Annotated in this window: 11 protein-coding genes and 1 CRISPR repeat array; of the genes, 6 read left to right on the top strand and 5 right to left on the bottom strand. The window is 40.6% G+C overall.

What is annotated here, in order from left to right:
* Positions 1–41: 41 nt before the first annotated feature.
* Entirely contained in the window at positions 42–1,298 is a 1,257-nt protein-coding gene (gene tyrS, locus K1I97_RS05785) for a tyrosine--tRNA ligase (RefSeq protein ID WP_223331892.1), read from the bottom strand.
* Between the two features lie 140 nt (positions 1,299–1,438).
* Between tyrS and pbp1b the strand changes: the two genes are divergently transcribed.
* The 6 genes from pbp1b to K1I97_RS05755 all read left to right on the top strand — a co-directional run bounded on the left by pbp1b (position 1,439) and on the right by K1I97_RS05755 (position 8,058).
* Positions 1,439–3,880 (top strand): penicillin-binding protein PBP1B, encoded by a 2,442-nt coding sequence (gene pbp1b, locus K1I97_RS05780; protein WP_223331893.1) that lies wholly within the window; start codon positions 1,439–1,441, stop codon positions 3,878–3,880.
* 77 nt (positions 3,881–3,957) lie between these two features.
* On the top strand, positions 3,958–4,869 hold the full coding sequence (locus tag K1I97_RS05775) for a DMT family transporter (protein WP_223331894.1): 912 nt from the start codon (positions 3,958–3,960) through the stop codon (positions 4,867–4,869).
* An 84-nt stretch (positions 4,870–4,953) separates the two neighbouring features.
* Positions 4,954–5,652, top strand: a complete 699-nt coding sequence (gene dapD / locus K1I97_RS05770; protein ID WP_223331895.1) for a 2,3,4,5-tetrahydropyridine-2,6-dicarboxylate N-acetyltransferase — start codon at positions 4,954–4,956, stop codon at positions 5,650–5,652.
* A gap of 60 nt (positions 5,653–5,712) precedes the next feature.
* Positions 5,713–6,843, top strand: a complete 1,131-nt coding sequence (locus K1I97_RS05765) for an N-acetyldiaminopimelate deacetylase (RefSeq protein WP_223331896.1) — start codon at positions 5,713–5,715, stop codon at positions 6,841–6,843.
* Positions 6,844–6,854: 11 nt separating this feature from the next.
* Positions 6,855–7,394, top strand: a complete 540-nt coding sequence (locus K1I97_RS05760) for a 5-formyltetrahydrofolate cyclo-ligase (protein WP_223331897.1) — start codon at positions 6,855–6,857, stop codon at positions 7,392–7,394.
* Positions 7,378–8,058 (top strand): rhomboid family intramembrane serine protease, encoded by a 681-nt coding sequence (locus K1I97_RS05755; RefSeq protein WP_223331898.1) that lies wholly within the window; start codon positions 7,378–7,380, stop codon positions 8,056–8,058. The genes K1I97_RS05760 and K1I97_RS05755 overlap by 17 nt, the downstream gene beginning before the upstream one ends.
* 48 nt (positions 8,059–8,106) lie before the next feature.
* Positions 8,107–8,604: direct repeats of the CRISPR family, unit length 36 nt; unit sequence GTTTTGGAACCATTCGAAACAGCACAGCTCTAAAAC.
* A 90-nt stretch (positions 8,605–8,694) separates the two neighbouring features.
* Here the strand turns inward: K1I97_RS05755 and csn2 are convergent.
* From csn2 to cas9, 4 genes are read right to left on the bottom strand one after another with little or no spacing between them, the layout of a single operon-like run.
* Positions 8,695–9,357, bottom strand: a complete 663-nt coding sequence (gene csn2 / locus K1I97_RS05750; RefSeq protein ID WP_223331899.1) for a type II-A CRISPR-associated protein Csn2 — start codon at positions 9,355–9,357, stop codon at positions 8,695–8,697.
* Positions 9,347–9,691, bottom strand: coding sequence for a CRISPR-associated endonuclease Cas2 (gene cas2, locus K1I97_RS05745; RefSeq protein WP_002876413.1), 345 nt, complete (start codon positions 9,689–9,691; stop codon positions 9,347–9,349). Before cas2 ends, csn2 begins: the two co-directional genes overlap by 11 nt.
* Positions 9,688–10,554, bottom strand: coding sequence for a type II CRISPR-associated endonuclease Cas1 (gene cas1 / locus K1I97_RS05740; protein ID WP_223331900.1), 867 nt, complete (start codon positions 10,552–10,554; stop codon positions 9,688–9,690). The genes cas2 and cas1 overlap by 4 nt, the downstream gene beginning before the upstream one ends.
* Positions 10,554–14,726 (bottom strand): type II CRISPR RNA-guided endonuclease Cas9, encoded by a 4,173-nt coding sequence (gene cas9, locus K1I97_RS05735; RefSeq protein WP_223331901.1) that lies wholly within the window; start codon positions 14,724–14,726, stop codon positions 10,554–10,556. Before cas9 ends, cas1 begins: the two co-directional genes overlap by 1 nt.
* Positions 14,727–15,124: the final 398 nt, after the last annotated feature.

Below are 15,124 nucleotides of genomic sequence, written 5' to 3'. Positions count from 1 at the left end.
CAAAAAAAGGACTGGATGGCAAATGCCTCCAGTCTGCTTTTTTAGTATGTAAGAACGAAGTATTTTTTCTTACCACGGCGGATAACAGTTAGTTCGTTTTCGAGCTTGTCTGCGTCACCCAAAATATAGTCCAGGTCTTGGATGCGGTCGCCGTTGATATAGATAGCTCCGTTTTGCACATCTTCGCGAGCTTGGCGTTTTGAGTTGACCACACCAGCTGATACGAGGATTTCGACAATGTTAAGATTTTTGTCAGCTTGTACTTGGTAGTTTGGTACACCACGAAGTCCTTGTTTGAGTTCTTTGACAGAAAGGTTTTTGATATTTCCAGCAAAGAGTTGCTCTGTGATATTGAGGGCTTCCTTATAGGCTTCTTCGCCGTGAACAAGTGTAACGACTTCACGAGCCAAGACTTTCTGAGCCAAGCGTTCGTGTGGAGCTGCTTCAAACTGTTTACGGATGTCTTCGATCTCATCCAGTGTCAAGAAAGTAAAGATTTTCAAGAAGCGAACAGCGTCAGCGTCCATGACGTTCATCCAGAATTGGTACATTTCGTATGGAGAAGTCTTTTCAGGATTGAGCCAGACTGCGTTTCCTTCTGATTTACCAAATTTCTTACCAGTCGCATCAGTGATAAGGGGAACGGTGATAACGTGACCAGTCTTGTCAGCCTTACGACGAAGTAATTCTGTACCAGCAGTCATATTACCCCATTGGTCAGAACCACCGATTTGAAGGGTTACATTGTGCTCTTGGTTAAGGACGTAGAAGTCATATCCTTGCATGATTTGGTAAGCGAACTCAGTGTAAGAAATCCCTGTCTCGATCCGTTTCTTCACAGACTCCTTGCTCATCATGTAGTTGACAGTGAAGTATTTCCCGATATCACGGAGGAAGTCAATGAAGCTGATGCTGCCAAACCAGTCGTAGTTGTTGACCATGACAGCTTTATTTTCACCGTTTTCAAAGTCAAGAAAGCGAGAAAGTTGTCCTTGGATAGACTTGACCCAGCCCTCTACTGTGTCTTTTGTTTGGAGACTACGCTCAGCATCTTTGAAGGACGGATCTCCGATGAGACCTGTGGCACCGCCAACGAGCGCATAAGGTTTGTGACCTGCTAATTGCAGACGACGACTTGTCAAGATTGCAACAAGGTGACCTAGGTGAAGGCTATCAGCAGTTGGATCGTAGCCAGTATAATAAGAAACTTGACCTTCTTCTAGGGCTTTGCGCAAAGCTTCTTCATCAGTCGTTTGAAAAATCAAACCACGCTCTTTTAGCTCATCAAAAATGTGCATGTGTCTTTTCTCCTTTATAAAATATTGTTTCTACCTATTGTATCACAAACTCGGACAATAGCCTAGTAGAATAGGGAAGAAAGTGGCTATTTTATTGAAAGTTTCCCTTTTATGGTATAATAAAGAGAGTGAGGACATTCATGAAAAAAAGAAACAATGAAGTAAAAACGGTAATAAACCAAAATAGATCAAGTAAAAGAGTCTCAGGTTCAAGTGCCTTAAGTAAATCTAGAGTAATATCTACTCTTTCCAAGATTTTGAATGGCCTTAAAGTGACCTTTAATACGCTTTTCATCTTGGCTGTTATAGCTGGATTTTTTGGTGCTGGAGTAGCGATGGGCTATGGTGTCGCCTTATTTGATAAGGTCTCTATCCCTCAATCAGCGGAGTTGGTTAATCGGGTCAAAGACATTACTTCCATCTCGGAGATTTATTATGCTGATGGGAGCACCATTGCTTCGATTGAGGGCGATTTATTGCGCACTTCAGTAGCATCAGATGCTATATCTGATAATCTAAAAAAAGCCATCATTGCGACGGAGGATGAGCATTTTACTGAGCATAAAGGCGTAGTTCCAAAGGCTGTTATTCGTGCAACTTTAGGGACGCTTGTGGGATTGGGTTCATCTAGTGGTGGATCAACTTTGACACAACAGGTCATCAAGCAACAGGTGGTTGGAGATGCTCCGACTTTAGCTCGTAAGGCGACAGAAATCGTAGATGCTCTTGCCTTGGAGCGCGTCATGAGCAAGGACGAAATTCTGACAACCTATCTGAATATTGCTCCTTTTGGTCGCAATCACAAAGGTCAAAATATTGCAGGTGCCCAGCAAGCTGCAGAAGGAATTTTCGGTGTTGATGCTTCAGACTTGACGGTACCTCAAGCGGCTTTTATCGCGGGCTTACCACAGAGTCCGATTAGTTATTCTCCTTATGAATCGGACGGAAGCTTGAAGAGTGATGAGGATATGGCACTCGGTTTGAAGCGTGGGAAAGATGTTCTTTATAATATGTATCGAACAGGTGCTTTGAGTCAGAAAGACTATGAGCAGTATAAGTCTTATGATGTACGAAAAGATTTCTTACCATCAGGTAGAGTAAGTACTGCTTCACGTGGTTATCTTTATTTTGCGGCTTTGTCAGAAGCCACAGACCGGATGTATGACTATCTGGTTGCGAGAGATCATGTATCTGCCCAAGAACTAAAGAATGAGTCTATCCAGAAGGCTTATCGTGAGTTGGCAGTCAAGGAAATCGAAAACGGTGGTTATAAAATTACCACTACCATTAATAAAAAAGTTCATACAGCCATGCAGAATGCAGTGGCAAATTATGGTAGTCTGGTAGACGATTCGACAGGCCAGCCTGAGGTAGGAAATGTCCTTATGGACAACCAAACGGGAGCTATTCTTGGATTTGTTGGTGGTCGTAATTATCAGGAGAATCAGAACAATCACGCTATTGACACCAAGCGTTCTCCAGCTTCTACTACTAAGCCGATATTGGCTTACAGTATTGCCATAGATCAAGGTTTGATGGGAAGCGCAAGCATCTTGTCTAACTACCCGACAAACTTTTCAAACGGCAATCCCATCATGTATGTCAATAGTCCTGGTACAGGTATGATGACCTTGGGAGAGGCCCTCAATTATTCATGGAATATCCCAGCCTACTGGACTTATCGCACACTTCGAGAGAAGGGTGTTGATGTCAAGGGTTATATGGAAAAAATGGGTTATGAAATCCCAGAATATGATATTGAAAGTCTGCCGATGGGTGGGGGGATTGAAGTTACAGTTGCCCAGCATACCAATGGGTATCAGACCTTGGCTAATAATGGGGTCTACCATAAGAAACATATGATTGCGAAGATCGAATCGACGACTGGACAAGTGATTTATGAATATAAAACTCAACCTGTTCAAGTTTATTCAAAAGCGACAGCGACCATCATGCAAAGTCTACTTCGTGATGTTATTTCATCTCGAGTTACGTCAAGCTTTCAGACTGATTTGGCCTCTATCAACCCAAGTCTGGCTCGTGCTGACTGGATTGGAAAGACTGGTACGACCAATGAAGATGAAAATATGTGGCTCATGCTTTCTACGCCACGCTTGACTCTAGGGGGCTGGTTAGGACACGATGACAACCGACCACTAGCCAAAGGAGCAGGTCACTACCGCAATGCCAACTATATGGCCCACTTGGTTAATGCTATCCAGCAAGCTGAACCTGGAATATGGGGGAATGAGCGCTTTAATCTGGATTCAAGTGTGACCAAGTCACAAGTTCTCAAATCGACAGGAGAGAAACCTGGAAAGGTCACAATCAATGGTAAAGAAGTCACCGTTTCCGGTTCCACTGTGACGAGCTACTGGGCTACTAAAGAGGGTGCCCCAGTGACCACCTATCGTTTCGCTATTGGAGGAAGCGATACCGATTATCAAAATGCTTGGAAGAATATTCTAGGAAGCATTCCTGCAGTAACTCCTCCAAGTTCAAGCAGTGGCTCAGGAAGCACAAGATCGAGTGGAAGTACTCAAAGTGGTTCTTCAGGACGTTCACGTCTATTTAATCGCTAAGAAAGAGTAGTAGCAAGGTTAGTAATTTCCCCTTGTTGCTACTTTTTTCTTTGTTGGTTTCGTGTTACAATAATAATATGAATCATTATCAGAAAAAGATTGTTAAGGGAACAGTATACTCGTTACTCTCAGGCCTAATCTGGGGGATTTGTGGGATTTTAGGAGAGTATTTTTTCACTCATTATCCAGTATCTTCTGGATGGATTACTTCTATGCGTTTACTAGTGGCGGGGAGTTTGGTTTTAGGTCTATCAGCCTTTCAGTTGCGCACTCGATTATTGGACATCTGGCGTGATAAGAAAAATTATCTACCTTTTTTAGCCTATGCTATTCTAGGTATTTTTTCTGTGCAGTTTTTCTTTTATCTCTGCGTTGAGTATTCGAATGCGACGACGGCGACCATTTTGCAATTTATCAGCCCAGTTTTTATCCTGTTTTACAATCGAATCATTTACCAGAAGAAGGCTTCTATTACAGCTGTTTTCTATGTTTTGATTGCCATGCTAGGTGTATTTTTGATGGCTACAAAAGGGGATTTGTCCCAGTTATCCATGACACCTTTGGCTCTAGTGACAGGTTTGCTTAGTGCAGTAGGAGTCATGTTTAATGTTATCCTGCCTCAGCGTTTTGCACGGCGCTACGGTTTCGTTCCGACTGTTGGCTGGGGGATGATTCTGGCAGGGCTCTTTAGTAATTTCCTCTACCCTATTTATCGGATAAGTTTTCAAGTGGACCTGGTAAGTGTGCTGATTTGTCTGACGATTGCCGTATTTGGCACTGCTTTTGCCTTTTTCCTATCTATGAAGGCTGTATCACTCGTTTCCCCGCTGGTTGTATCGGTGGTGAGTGCTAGCGAACCTCTTTCTTCAGCATTATTAAGTGTTCTTTTTCTGGGATTGGTCATGGATAGTTTTTTGGCCTTGGCTATGGTGTTGATTATCGTTCCGATGATTTTCTTATCTGTAGAAGAAGCAAAACAAGCCAAGTAAAGATGATTATTTGATAGTTGAGGCTTCAAATTTGAAGCCTTTTTTGGTAGAATAGGTATCATTATAACGAACCAGGAGGCGCCTATGACTGCTACAAAAATGAACGCTCAAGAAATTATCCAATTTATCGCCAATGCTGAAAAGAAAACTAGTGTCAAAGTAACCTTTGAAGGGCAACTCGCAACTGCTGTGCCTAGCTCTGTTGTCAAACTAGGAAATGTTCTATTCGGAGACTGGAAGGACGTGGCTCCGCTTCTCGAAGGTTTAGTAGAAAATCAAGATTATATTGTCGAGCAAGATGCTCGTAATTCGGCAGTTCCCTTGCTAGATAAACGTGCTATCAACGCTCGTATCGAGCCAGGTGCTATTATCCGTGACCAGGTGGAAATTGGTGACAATGCTGTTATCATGATGGGAACTGTTATCAATATCGGTGCTGAAATCGGTGCAGGAACCATGATTGACATGGGTGCCATCCTTGGTGGTCGTGCTATCGTTGGGAAGAACAGCCACGTTGGTGCAGGTGCAGTTTTGGCAGGTGTGATTGAACCAGCTAGTGCTGAACCAGTCCGTGTCGGAGACAATGTTCTTATCGGTGCTAATGCAGTGGTTATCGAAGGAGTCCAAATCGGTAGTGGTTCAGTTGTCGCCGCAGGAGCTATCGTTACCCAAGATGTCCCAGAAAACGTTGTGGTAGCAGGTGTTCCAGCTCGTATCATCAAAGAGATTGATGCCCAAACTCAACAAAAAACAGCGCTTGAGGATGCGCTTCGTACCTTGTAAAAATAAAAAGAGGCGGGACCCTTTTTCCAGCCTCTTTCTGCTATATCGGAGGATAGATAGATGTTAGATTTGATTCAGACTAGACGAGATTTGCACCAGATTCCAGAGATTGGTTTGGAAGAATTCAAGACTCAGGATTATTTGTTGGATGTGATTGAAAAATTGACCACGGGCAAGGACTTTGTTCAAGTTCGTACTTGGCGGACAGGTATTTTGGTCTACCTGCAGGGGAGTCAGCCGGAGCGGACCATTGGTTGGCGAACGGATATTGATGGTCTGCCTATCGTCGAACAAACAGGCCTTTCTTTTTCTTCCCAACATCAAGGTCGTATGCATGCTTGTGGCCATGATTTTCATATGACTATTGCCTTGGGCTGTCTAGAACGCGCCCTTGAGGAGCAACCCAAGAATAATTTGCTCTTCCTATTTCAGCCTGCTGAAGAAAATGAAGCTGGTGGCATGCTCATGTATGAGGATGGCGCTTTTGGAAATTGGTTGCCAGACCAATTTTATGGACTCCATGTTCGTCCGGATTTGAAGGTTGGACAGATCGCGACCAATACCCATACGCTCTTTGCAGGGACCTGTGAGGTGAAGATTCGTTTCAAAGGAAAAGGGGGACATGCAGCCTTTCCGCATGAAGCCAATGACGCCTTGGTGGCTGCTAGTTACTTTGTAACCCAGGTGCAATCAGTTGTCAGCCGCAATGTCAATCCCATCGAGGGAGCGGTGGTGACCTTTGGCCTTTTCCAAGCTGGGACAACCAATAATATCATCACAGATACAGCCTTTTTGCATGGGACCATTCGTGCCTTGACCCAGGACATGAGCCTTTTGGTGCAAAAGAGAGTCAAAACAGTCGCAGAAGGGGTTGCAGCAGCCTTTGGTATGGAAGTAGAAGTGGAACTCAAACAAGGGGGCTACCTGCCTGTTGAGAACAATCCAGCCTTGGCGCGTGAACTGATGGACTTTTTTGAAGAGAAAGACGGAATCGAGTTGATTGATATCGAGCCTGCTATGACTGGTGAGGACTTTGGTTATCTCCTTTCGAAGGTAGATGGCGTTATGTTCTGGCTAGGTATCGATAGTCCTTACGCCCTTCATCACCCTCAGATGAGTCCTAAGGAAGAAGCCTTAGCCATCGGGGTGGAAGCAGTATATAGTTTCCTGAAAAAGAAGGCAGCAGAGTAGAGGTGTTGTCTATGAAAGCAGAACTACGCAAGAAAATTTTGCAAGAAATGAAGGCTCTATCTCAGGAGCAAAAACAGGCTATGGATCGAGCTTTAACCGAGCGTTTCTTACAACATCCCTTTTACCAAGAAGCCAAGACCATCGCAACCTATCTCTCTTTTCCTCATGAATTTCAAACGCAAGAACTGATCGAGCGGGCGCTGAAGAACGGCAAAAAGGTTCTGATACCCAAAACCCATCCCAAGGGGCGCATGGAGTTTGTGGTATATGATCCGCAGCAGTTGGTAAAAACTTCCTTTGGTTTACTGGAACCGCAAGGAGACTTGGAAGTGGTGGAACCGTCTCAGATTGATTTGATTCATGTTCCAGGGCTGGCTTTTACAACAGAGGGCTATCGGATCGGATATGGCGGAGGTTACTACGACCGCTATCTGGAGAATTTTGGTGGGCATAGCCTAAGTACAATTTATCCTTGTCAAATCCAGGATTTCAACTCGGAAGACCATGATATTCCCGTTCAGGAGGTGCTAATCTATGAAGGAAATCTTTGATAAACGTTACCCTGTGACTAGTTTCTTTCTCCTAGTAACAGCATTGGTATTTCTCTTGATGCTGATTACTACGGGTATCAACTTTGATCAAGCAAAAACTCTTTTTCAGTTTGGAGCCATGTATGGACCGATCATTCGCCTGTTCCCCGAGCAGATTTGGCGCCTTTTTTCGGCTATATTTGTGCATATCGGTTGGGAGCATTTCATTGTCAATATGATTTCACTCTACTTTCTTGGACGACAGGTGGAGGAGATTTTCGGCTCCAGACAGTTCTTTTTTCTCTATCTCTTATCAGGAATGATGGGCAATCTCTTTGTTTTTGCTTTCACACCGAAAGTCCTAGCAGCAGGAGCGTCCACTTCTCTTTACGGACTATTTGCTGCGATTATCGTCTTGCGCTATGCAACTCGCAACCCCTATATCCAGCAGTTGGGGCAATCCTATCTTACACTTTTCGTGATAAATATCATTGGAAGTGTTCTGATCCCAGGAATCAGCCTAGCTGGGCATATCGGTGGCGCAGTAGGAGGGGCCTTTCTGGCAGTCATCTTTCCAGTCAAAGGGGAGAGAAGGATGTATAGTACTAGCCAGAGAATCGGAGCCACTGTACTTTTTATTGCATTGGCCGTTTTCCTTTTCTACAAAGGAATGAGCTATGTGTAGGGTTGGAATAGTTAAAAAGCTACTCATTTTTTGAGTAGCTTTTTATGTAAGTTTGAATCATTCGAAACAGCACAGCTCTAAAACAAGCGTGCAAAGTGATAGAATCCGATAGGGGTTTTGGAACCATTCGAAACAGCACAGCTCTAAAACGAACTTCCACACCTGAACAATCAAACACCCGTTTTGGAACCATTCGAAACAGCACAGCTCTAAAACTTTAAGCCTGTCCAGCTGTCTGTTACTTGCGTTTTGGAACCATTCGAAACAGCACAGCTCTAAAACTGCAAGTTCGATAGATCCTTTTCTCACTCTGTTTTGGAACCATTCGAAACAGCACAGCTCTAAAACTCAGCGGTTGATGCCTCAATCACAGCTTTAGTTTTGGAACCATTCGAAACAGCACAGCTCTAAAACCTTTAGTTAAGTAAGCCATCTAATCACCTCGTTTTGGAACCATTCGAAACAGCACAGCTCTAAAACAGTAAAAACTATCATACTTTTTACCCTGAAGTTTTGGAACCATTCGAAACAGCACAGCTCTAAAACCTCGTAGAAAAATTTTTCTCACGAAATTTCGTAATCGCGCCATTCGTCCCAGCCAGACTTCAGTTCGTCTGATTCCAATTGTTACTCTTATTATACCATATTTTCAGGATTCAAGAAATAGTCTTGATCCAGCACATACTGCGGAAAATCATAGACTTTTCGAGGTTCAACAAATAAGACTCTTAGTTGATTGAGTTGGATATACTCTATCAGATTTACTAACTCATCCTTTGATAGATAGGCGGTCGCATTGATGAAGACAAGGAGTTTCTTTTTGGAAAGATATTTGAAAACCTGAACAATTTCTAGCATCTTTTCAAAAGGTGTATCACTTAGAGTTTCCACTTTGACCCCTAACGCATCGATCAACTCTAGAATGGTGATTTCATCGTACTCTAGGTCTAGTTCGTTTTCCAAACACTCAAATGCTAGCAATTCTGTAATCGTAGCAACTAACTTTTCAATCATGGATTTGACTTCTGGTTTGTCATTGAGCTGATTTTCAAGATCCGCATGTATCAGCTTGAGCATAGTGGGTGAGTTGAGATTGTATCCTAAGACATCCGTTATCACTAGTAACTCAGCCTCTTTCAGAGCTTTTAGATTTCTATCAAACAACTTTAACTCTCCATCATCAGTGTACTGGTAGAACTGCTTGACGATAGTTGAAAAGGTAAACTGGTCTTCCAACACTAAAAAGGTTGCATTTTCAATAGCCAATGGTTCATCCAATAATGGGAAATTAATCTTCATCTCTAGGCTCCTCTCCTAGAAAAACCAAACGTGCGTCGGAGTTTGCTACGCTGGTATTTCGCTCGCCATTTAAGTAAATCATGCGAGAAAACTGCTTTTCTGTGACGGTTAAGAGAGTGATGTTCCCTTTTTTAGGGTTATGAGTCTTGAGTCGCTCAATCATGGCATTATTAGCAGAGTTATTGAGCAAAAGCTTGCTATAGATGGAGAATTGGTGCATGATAAATCCCTCATCTATGAGGAACTTCCGAAATTTCCGATAGGCCTTGCGTTCCTCTACAGTATCAACCGGCATATCAAACATTAAAATCATACGCATATATCGATAACTCATATCCTAAACTCAGGAACTCCTTTCTCCGGTTGATTAAGGGCTTGGATGACTTTCTTAGTATAGTCGCTGACGATATTAGACAGGTACATATCTTTGCCATTGTAGTGGAAGGTGTCCGAGAAAATAGTGAAAAGTTCTCGCTTGATTTTGACAAAAGAACTGTTTCGATTTTCATAGACGATTCTGTCAATAATCGGACGAAAAGGCTCCATAATATCGCTAGCTAGGTTGAATTGATTAAACTGATTAGCATGTTTCAAGCCAAACTGAGTCATACAGCCAGATAGCACAATCTCACGCGCAAACATACTCAAAATCAAGGTATAGCCGTAGTCCAAGGCAGCATTGACATCATTATCTTGCTCACGACTAAAATCATTTCCAAACAAGGTATTAAAATAAATCCGAGCAGCATGTCCCTCACGATTGCTCGGATCAAATAAATCCAACCCATGATAGAGATCGATGACGGACTGAGATTTTTCTAGAAAACCACAACTCCCCAGATAAAAAGCCTGATTGAGAATTTTTTGTGCAATAATAGTCGTCCAAACTTGAGCTTTAGCCTTCTCATTCCATGTGATTTGCCGAGAAAGTTGCAAACTGGAATCGTGCCGACCGTAGTAGGGCATTAAGTATGCAGTTGGCAAGCGTTTATCATCACAAAAGATGACCAGAATATTTTCATCTACCAATCGCTTAATCAACATGGTTGAGAGTACGATATCTGTCGTCTCCAAAAGTAAGATATCCACCTCGGACAGGTGAATCAACTCTGTCCGAGAGGCATCTTTAAAAATCAAGTGATTGTTCTTGTAGGAAAGTTTAGAGTGCGTATTGACAACAACAGTTCTCCATCCCATTAGTCTTCTCCTAGTTTGCTTAAATCAATCCGAGTCTCGTAGAGACCAGTGATAGATTGGTGAATGAGGGTGGCGTTGAGGAGTGATGAAGGTGTATAGTCCCTGTATCGTGGAATTTTTACTCCTAAAAATTCGAAATCAGAGGCGCTTCCTTGTGATGTCAATTCGAATAAACCAGCATTTTTACTATTTTCTGGACCAATGAAGCTGAAACACAATTCTTTGATATCTACTGTTTCCCAATCTGTAAATGCTTGCCGGATTCTCTCTCCATTTTTTAACGCCCCAACATACTTCTCGTTAAAATCAAGTACATAATCTAAGAGTTTGGCAAACTCATCCCTATGTTTCTCAACATACTCTAAGTGTTCTGGTTCGAGTGCCTTATTAATATTCTTAGCATGATACAAAAGAGTCGTATACTTTTCGGGGATGACCAATTCATTACCTTTATGAATTTCTCCTCGTTTATTGTTTGTTGATAGAATACTTGCTAGCCTCCTTCTTGTACCATCAGGAAACTCAAACAAACTATACTTAGGCAATGTAATAGTTGAAAGAATTTTTATATATCCTTTTTCAAGAAGATAGTTTTCCTTGTTATTTTCAAAATTTATTTTATCTAAAATAGAGATACCTTGAAACTCAAGAATTGTCTTTTGTTGTTTTTTCGCTCCTTTTTCGATAATAGCTTTAACTAAGATCGCGTATGAGTTAGAAATACCAGCGTAACCACCGTATTTTCGTGGATCAAGTCCTTGTTTAATTGGAACAAGATTTTCTTTACTACCTTCTGATGGTTTAGGAGATGGATTAGAATTGAACAATCCTTTAGGCTTACCTCTATCTAGACCATGTGTCTGAATTTCTGTTTTCTTCACAATATTCACCTGCGGAAGTGAAAGCACTTTTTTGATTGTAGCGAAATCTTTTTCCTTATTCCAAGCGATTTCTCCGGTATCTTTGGAATACTCAATATTTTCTCTTTTTACGATGGTTCCGTCTGCGTAATGCACCTCTTCTTTAAAGAAGTTCAACAGGTTTGAGTAGAAGAAATACTTTTCAGTTGCTTTTTCGATTTCTTTAGGGTCTTTGGATCTTGAGATGTATCGCTTAAGATCGTACTTTTGATAGTCCCCATAGACGAATTCAGACTCTAGTTTAGGATATTTCTTAAGGATAGCTTTAGCAACCACTGCATTTAAATAGGCATCATGCGCGTGGTGGTAGTCATTGATTTCCCGCACCTTGTATAACCTAAATTCTTTACGGAAGTTGGAAACTAGATTGGATTTCAAAGTGATGATTTTGACGGTACGAATCTTCTGGTTTTTCTCATTCACTTCTGTATTGAAGCGGGCATCCAAAATCTGTGCAACATGTTTTGTGATTTGCCGTGTTTCAACTAGTTGGCGTTTAATAAAACCAACTTTATCTCGCTCATCTAGTCCGCCGCGTTCAGCTTTGGTTAAATTATTAAATTTACGTTCTGAAATCAATTTAGAATCCAACAATTGTTGCCAAAAAGCTTTTCTTTTTTGAACAACCTCCAGACTAGGAACATTATCAGATTTACCACGATTTTCTTTTGAACTAGTCAAGACACGGTTATCAAGAGAATCATCTTTTATAAAGGCCTGCGGGATGATGTGGTCAATGTCATAGCTGCTCAGTTGGTTGATATCAAGAGGTTTCCCTGTGTATATATCTTTTCCATTTTGGAGATAGTAGAGGAAGAGGCGATCATTTTGAAGTTGGTTATTATCTGTTGGATGTTCTTTTAGAATTTTGGAGTTAAGTCCAGATGCTAAGATTTTCAGTGAATCTTCAATGCGTTTATATCTTTGTTGGGAATTCTTTTTCCCTTTGGCAGTTGTCTGATTTTCGCGAGCCATTTCAATCACAATGGATTCAGGATCGTGCCCCATAACCTTTACAAGTTCATCAACTAACTTTATACTCTGTAAAATTCCTTTTTTAATTGCAGGACTTCCAGGAAGATTTTGAACAACTTGTCGTAAATTTTCTGTGTCACCCACAACTTGTGCTTTTTTGATAATTTCAGTGAAAGAAAGGTCATCATCCTTTATTAACTGCATAAAGTTACGATTGTTGTAATCGTCATCAATCAGATAATCAAGAATCGTTTTGGCGGTTTTTTTATCACGGATGCCGTTAATCAACTTTGCAGAGAGTTTTCCCCAACCAGTATAGTGTCGACGAGTCAGTACTTTAATCACTTTTTCATCAAAGATGGAGTCATATTGAGCAAGGCGTTGCTTAATCATCTCACGATCTTCAAAGATAGTTAGCGTGTGGACGATATTTTCAAGAACCTCTTCATTTTTAGGGTCATCCATAAACTCTTTATCCTTGATAATATTGAGCAGATCATGGTAAGTAGAAAGACTAGCGTTAAATTGTTTGTCAATTCCTTTTAGTTCGATTCCATCGTAACCATCAACATTGTGTAGATAATGGATAATGTCCTTTTCAGTTACTTTTCTTTTTTCTTTGAAACATCTATCAACAATTTGCTTCTTCTGCCCACTATCAAGGAATTGATAGTCTCTCAACCCTTCTGCAATAAATTTTACTTTTGTCAATTCATTGTAGACAGCAAATGTTTCATACAACAGACTGTGCTTAGGCAAAACTTTTTCTTCTGGTAGATACAAGTCGTAGTTAGTCATTTTATTGATAAAGTCTTCTGCAGAGCTTGCTTTATCAACAATTTCTTCAAAATTCCAAGGTCGAATTGCTTCATCAGAATTTCGAGTAAGCCAAGCAAAATCACGATTGCCACGAGCCAACGGGCCAACGTAATAAGGAATACGGAAAGTCAAGATTTTCTCTATCTTTTCTTTATTGTCCTTCAGAAATGGATAATGTTCTCCTTGCCGACGGAGAATGGCATTCATTTCTTGAAGATGAATTTGATGAGGAATAGAACCATTATCAAAGGTGCGCTGTTTTCTTAGAAAATCCTCGCGTTCAATTTTATCAAGGAAATAGTCTGCCCCTTCGAATTTAGAGAGAAGATTTTTGATATATTTGTAGAATGCTTCTTGAGTGGTCTTGCCATCGATATACCCAGCATACCCGTCTTTAGATTGGTCAGAAAAAACTTCATCATATTTTTCTGGAAGATTGTTTTTGATGAATTGTTTTAAAGCGACTAGGTCTTCTTCATGTTCTTTGACTCTTATGACCATTTTTGTTGATAAAGGCGCATGTGGTGATTCATCTGAAACGATACCTGCTAATAAGATACCATCACTTAGATTTTTCACTGCAGAAAAGAGTTCGATGAAATTTTCTCCGATTAGTACAAGGAGATTTCCAAGATCTTCTTCATAGCTCTCCGATGATATTTGTAATTTAGCATCGTTCTCTAAGCTAAAATTTGTTTTAAAATTAGGTGTCAATCCTAGAGCTAGTCCAATTAAATTACCAAATAAGGTATTCTTCTTTTCACTTGGGTAGTTCTTAAGAAGTTGTTCCTGTTTTTCGGACTTAGGGATTTTAGCAGTTAGAATTTCTGTGACATTCAGTTTGATTTTGGAAAGGGAGGTTTCTTGAACATTATCATACTCTTCAACGAATTTTTCAAACAGTCCTTGGATGTCATTATTTTGAACTTTAAACTTGGGGTCGTCAATCAAAAAATGTCCGCGGTATTTAATCATGTGAGCAAGAGCTAGATAGATCAAACGCAAATCTGCTTTTTCATTTGACTCTGCCAGTTGCTTTCTCAAATGATAGATAGTTGGAAATTGCTTATGGTATTCTTTTTCTTCTGCCAAGGTAGCAAAAATAGGGTACTTACTACCTCTCTTATCGTCAGGAACTAAAAAGGAGTCCTCTAATCGATGAAAGAAACTACTATCCACCTTGTTCATTTCCTCAGAAAAGATTTCTTGAAGATAGCGAAGACGATTTTTCCGACGAGTATAGCGACGACGTGCTGTTCGTTTGAGACGTCTATCCTCAGCAGTAGCCCCCTCATCAAATAATAAAGCCCCAATGAGATTTTTCTTGATAAAGTGTTTATCAGTATTACCCCGAACTTTCATCTTTTTCGATGGAACTTTATAGTCATCTGTAATGACGGCCCATCCGACGCTGTTTGTCCCGATATCAAGTCCGATAGAGTAAGGTTTTTTAGTCATCTATTTCTCTCCATTCTATTGTAATTTTAGAGTCGCATCAGCAAATGCTAATATATTAACTTTAACTAAATTATATATCTTTTTGCTATTAAAAGCAACGAATTATAAAACGCTTTCAATATAATTTTTTTATAGTTGTAAAATAAAATGTTATTCTATTTTATATAGATTTTTTCTTGCTATTTTTAAAAGAATGGTATATAATATAATTGTTGGAACTATTCGAAACAACACAGCAAGTTAAAATAAGGCTTTTGTCCGTACACAACTTGAAAAAGTGCGCACCGATTCGGTGCTTTTTATTTTATTATACTAATTTATTGAACTGCACCCCAAAAGTTAGACAGAAAAAATCTAACTTTTGGGGTGTTTTATTATGAAATTGAGTTATGAAGATA

This window comes from Streptococcus oralis (assembly GCF_019929345.1).
Classification (GTDB): domain Bacteria; phylum Bacillota; class Bacilli; order Lactobacillales; family Streptococcaceae; genus Streptococcus.
The sequence above is the reverse complement of the archived record's forward strand: the minus strand, read 5'-3'. Positions and strand labels throughout refer to the sequence as shown.

Coding starts and splice junctions, on each gene's coding strand:
- tyrS (WP_223331892.1), bottom strand. CDS start 1,298: ATGCACATTTTTGATGAGCTAAAAGAGCGTGGTTTGATTTTTCAAACG.
- dapD (WP_223331895.1), top strand. CDS start 4,954: ATGACTGCTACAAAAATGAACGCTCAAGAAATTATCCAATTTATCGCC.
- pbp1b (WP_223331893.1), top strand. CDS start 1,439: ATGAAAAAAAGAAACAATGAAGTAAAAACGGTAATAAACCAAAATAGA.
- cas2 (WP_002876413.1), bottom strand. CDS start 9,691: ATGAGTTATCGATATATGCGTATGATTTTAATGTTTGATATGCCGGTT.
- K1I97_RS05765 (WP_223331896.1), top strand. CDS start 5,713: ATGTTAGATTTGATTCAGACTAGACGAGATTTGCACCAGATTCCAGAG.
- K1I97_RS05760 (WP_223331897.1), top strand. CDS start 6,855: ATGAAAGCAGAACTACGCAAGAAAATTTTGCAAGAAATGAAGGCTCTA.
- K1I97_RS05775 (WP_223331894.1), top strand. CDS start 3,958: ATGAATCATTATCAGAAAAAGATTGTTAAGGGAACAGTATACTCGTTA.
- cas9 (WP_223331901.1), bottom strand. CDS start 14,726: ATGACTAAAAAACCTTACTCTATCGGACTTGATATCGGGACAAACAGC.
- K1I97_RS05755 (WP_223331898.1), top strand. CDS start 7,378: ATGAAGGAAATCTTTGATAAACGTTACCCTGTGACTAGTTTCTTTCTC.
- cas1 (WP_223331900.1), bottom strand. CDS start 10,554: ATGGGATGGAGAACTGTTGTTGTCAATACGCACTCTAAACTTTCCTAC.
- csn2 (WP_223331899.1), bottom strand. CDS start 9,357: ATGAAGATTAATTTCCCATTATTGGATGAACCATTGGCTATTGAAAAT.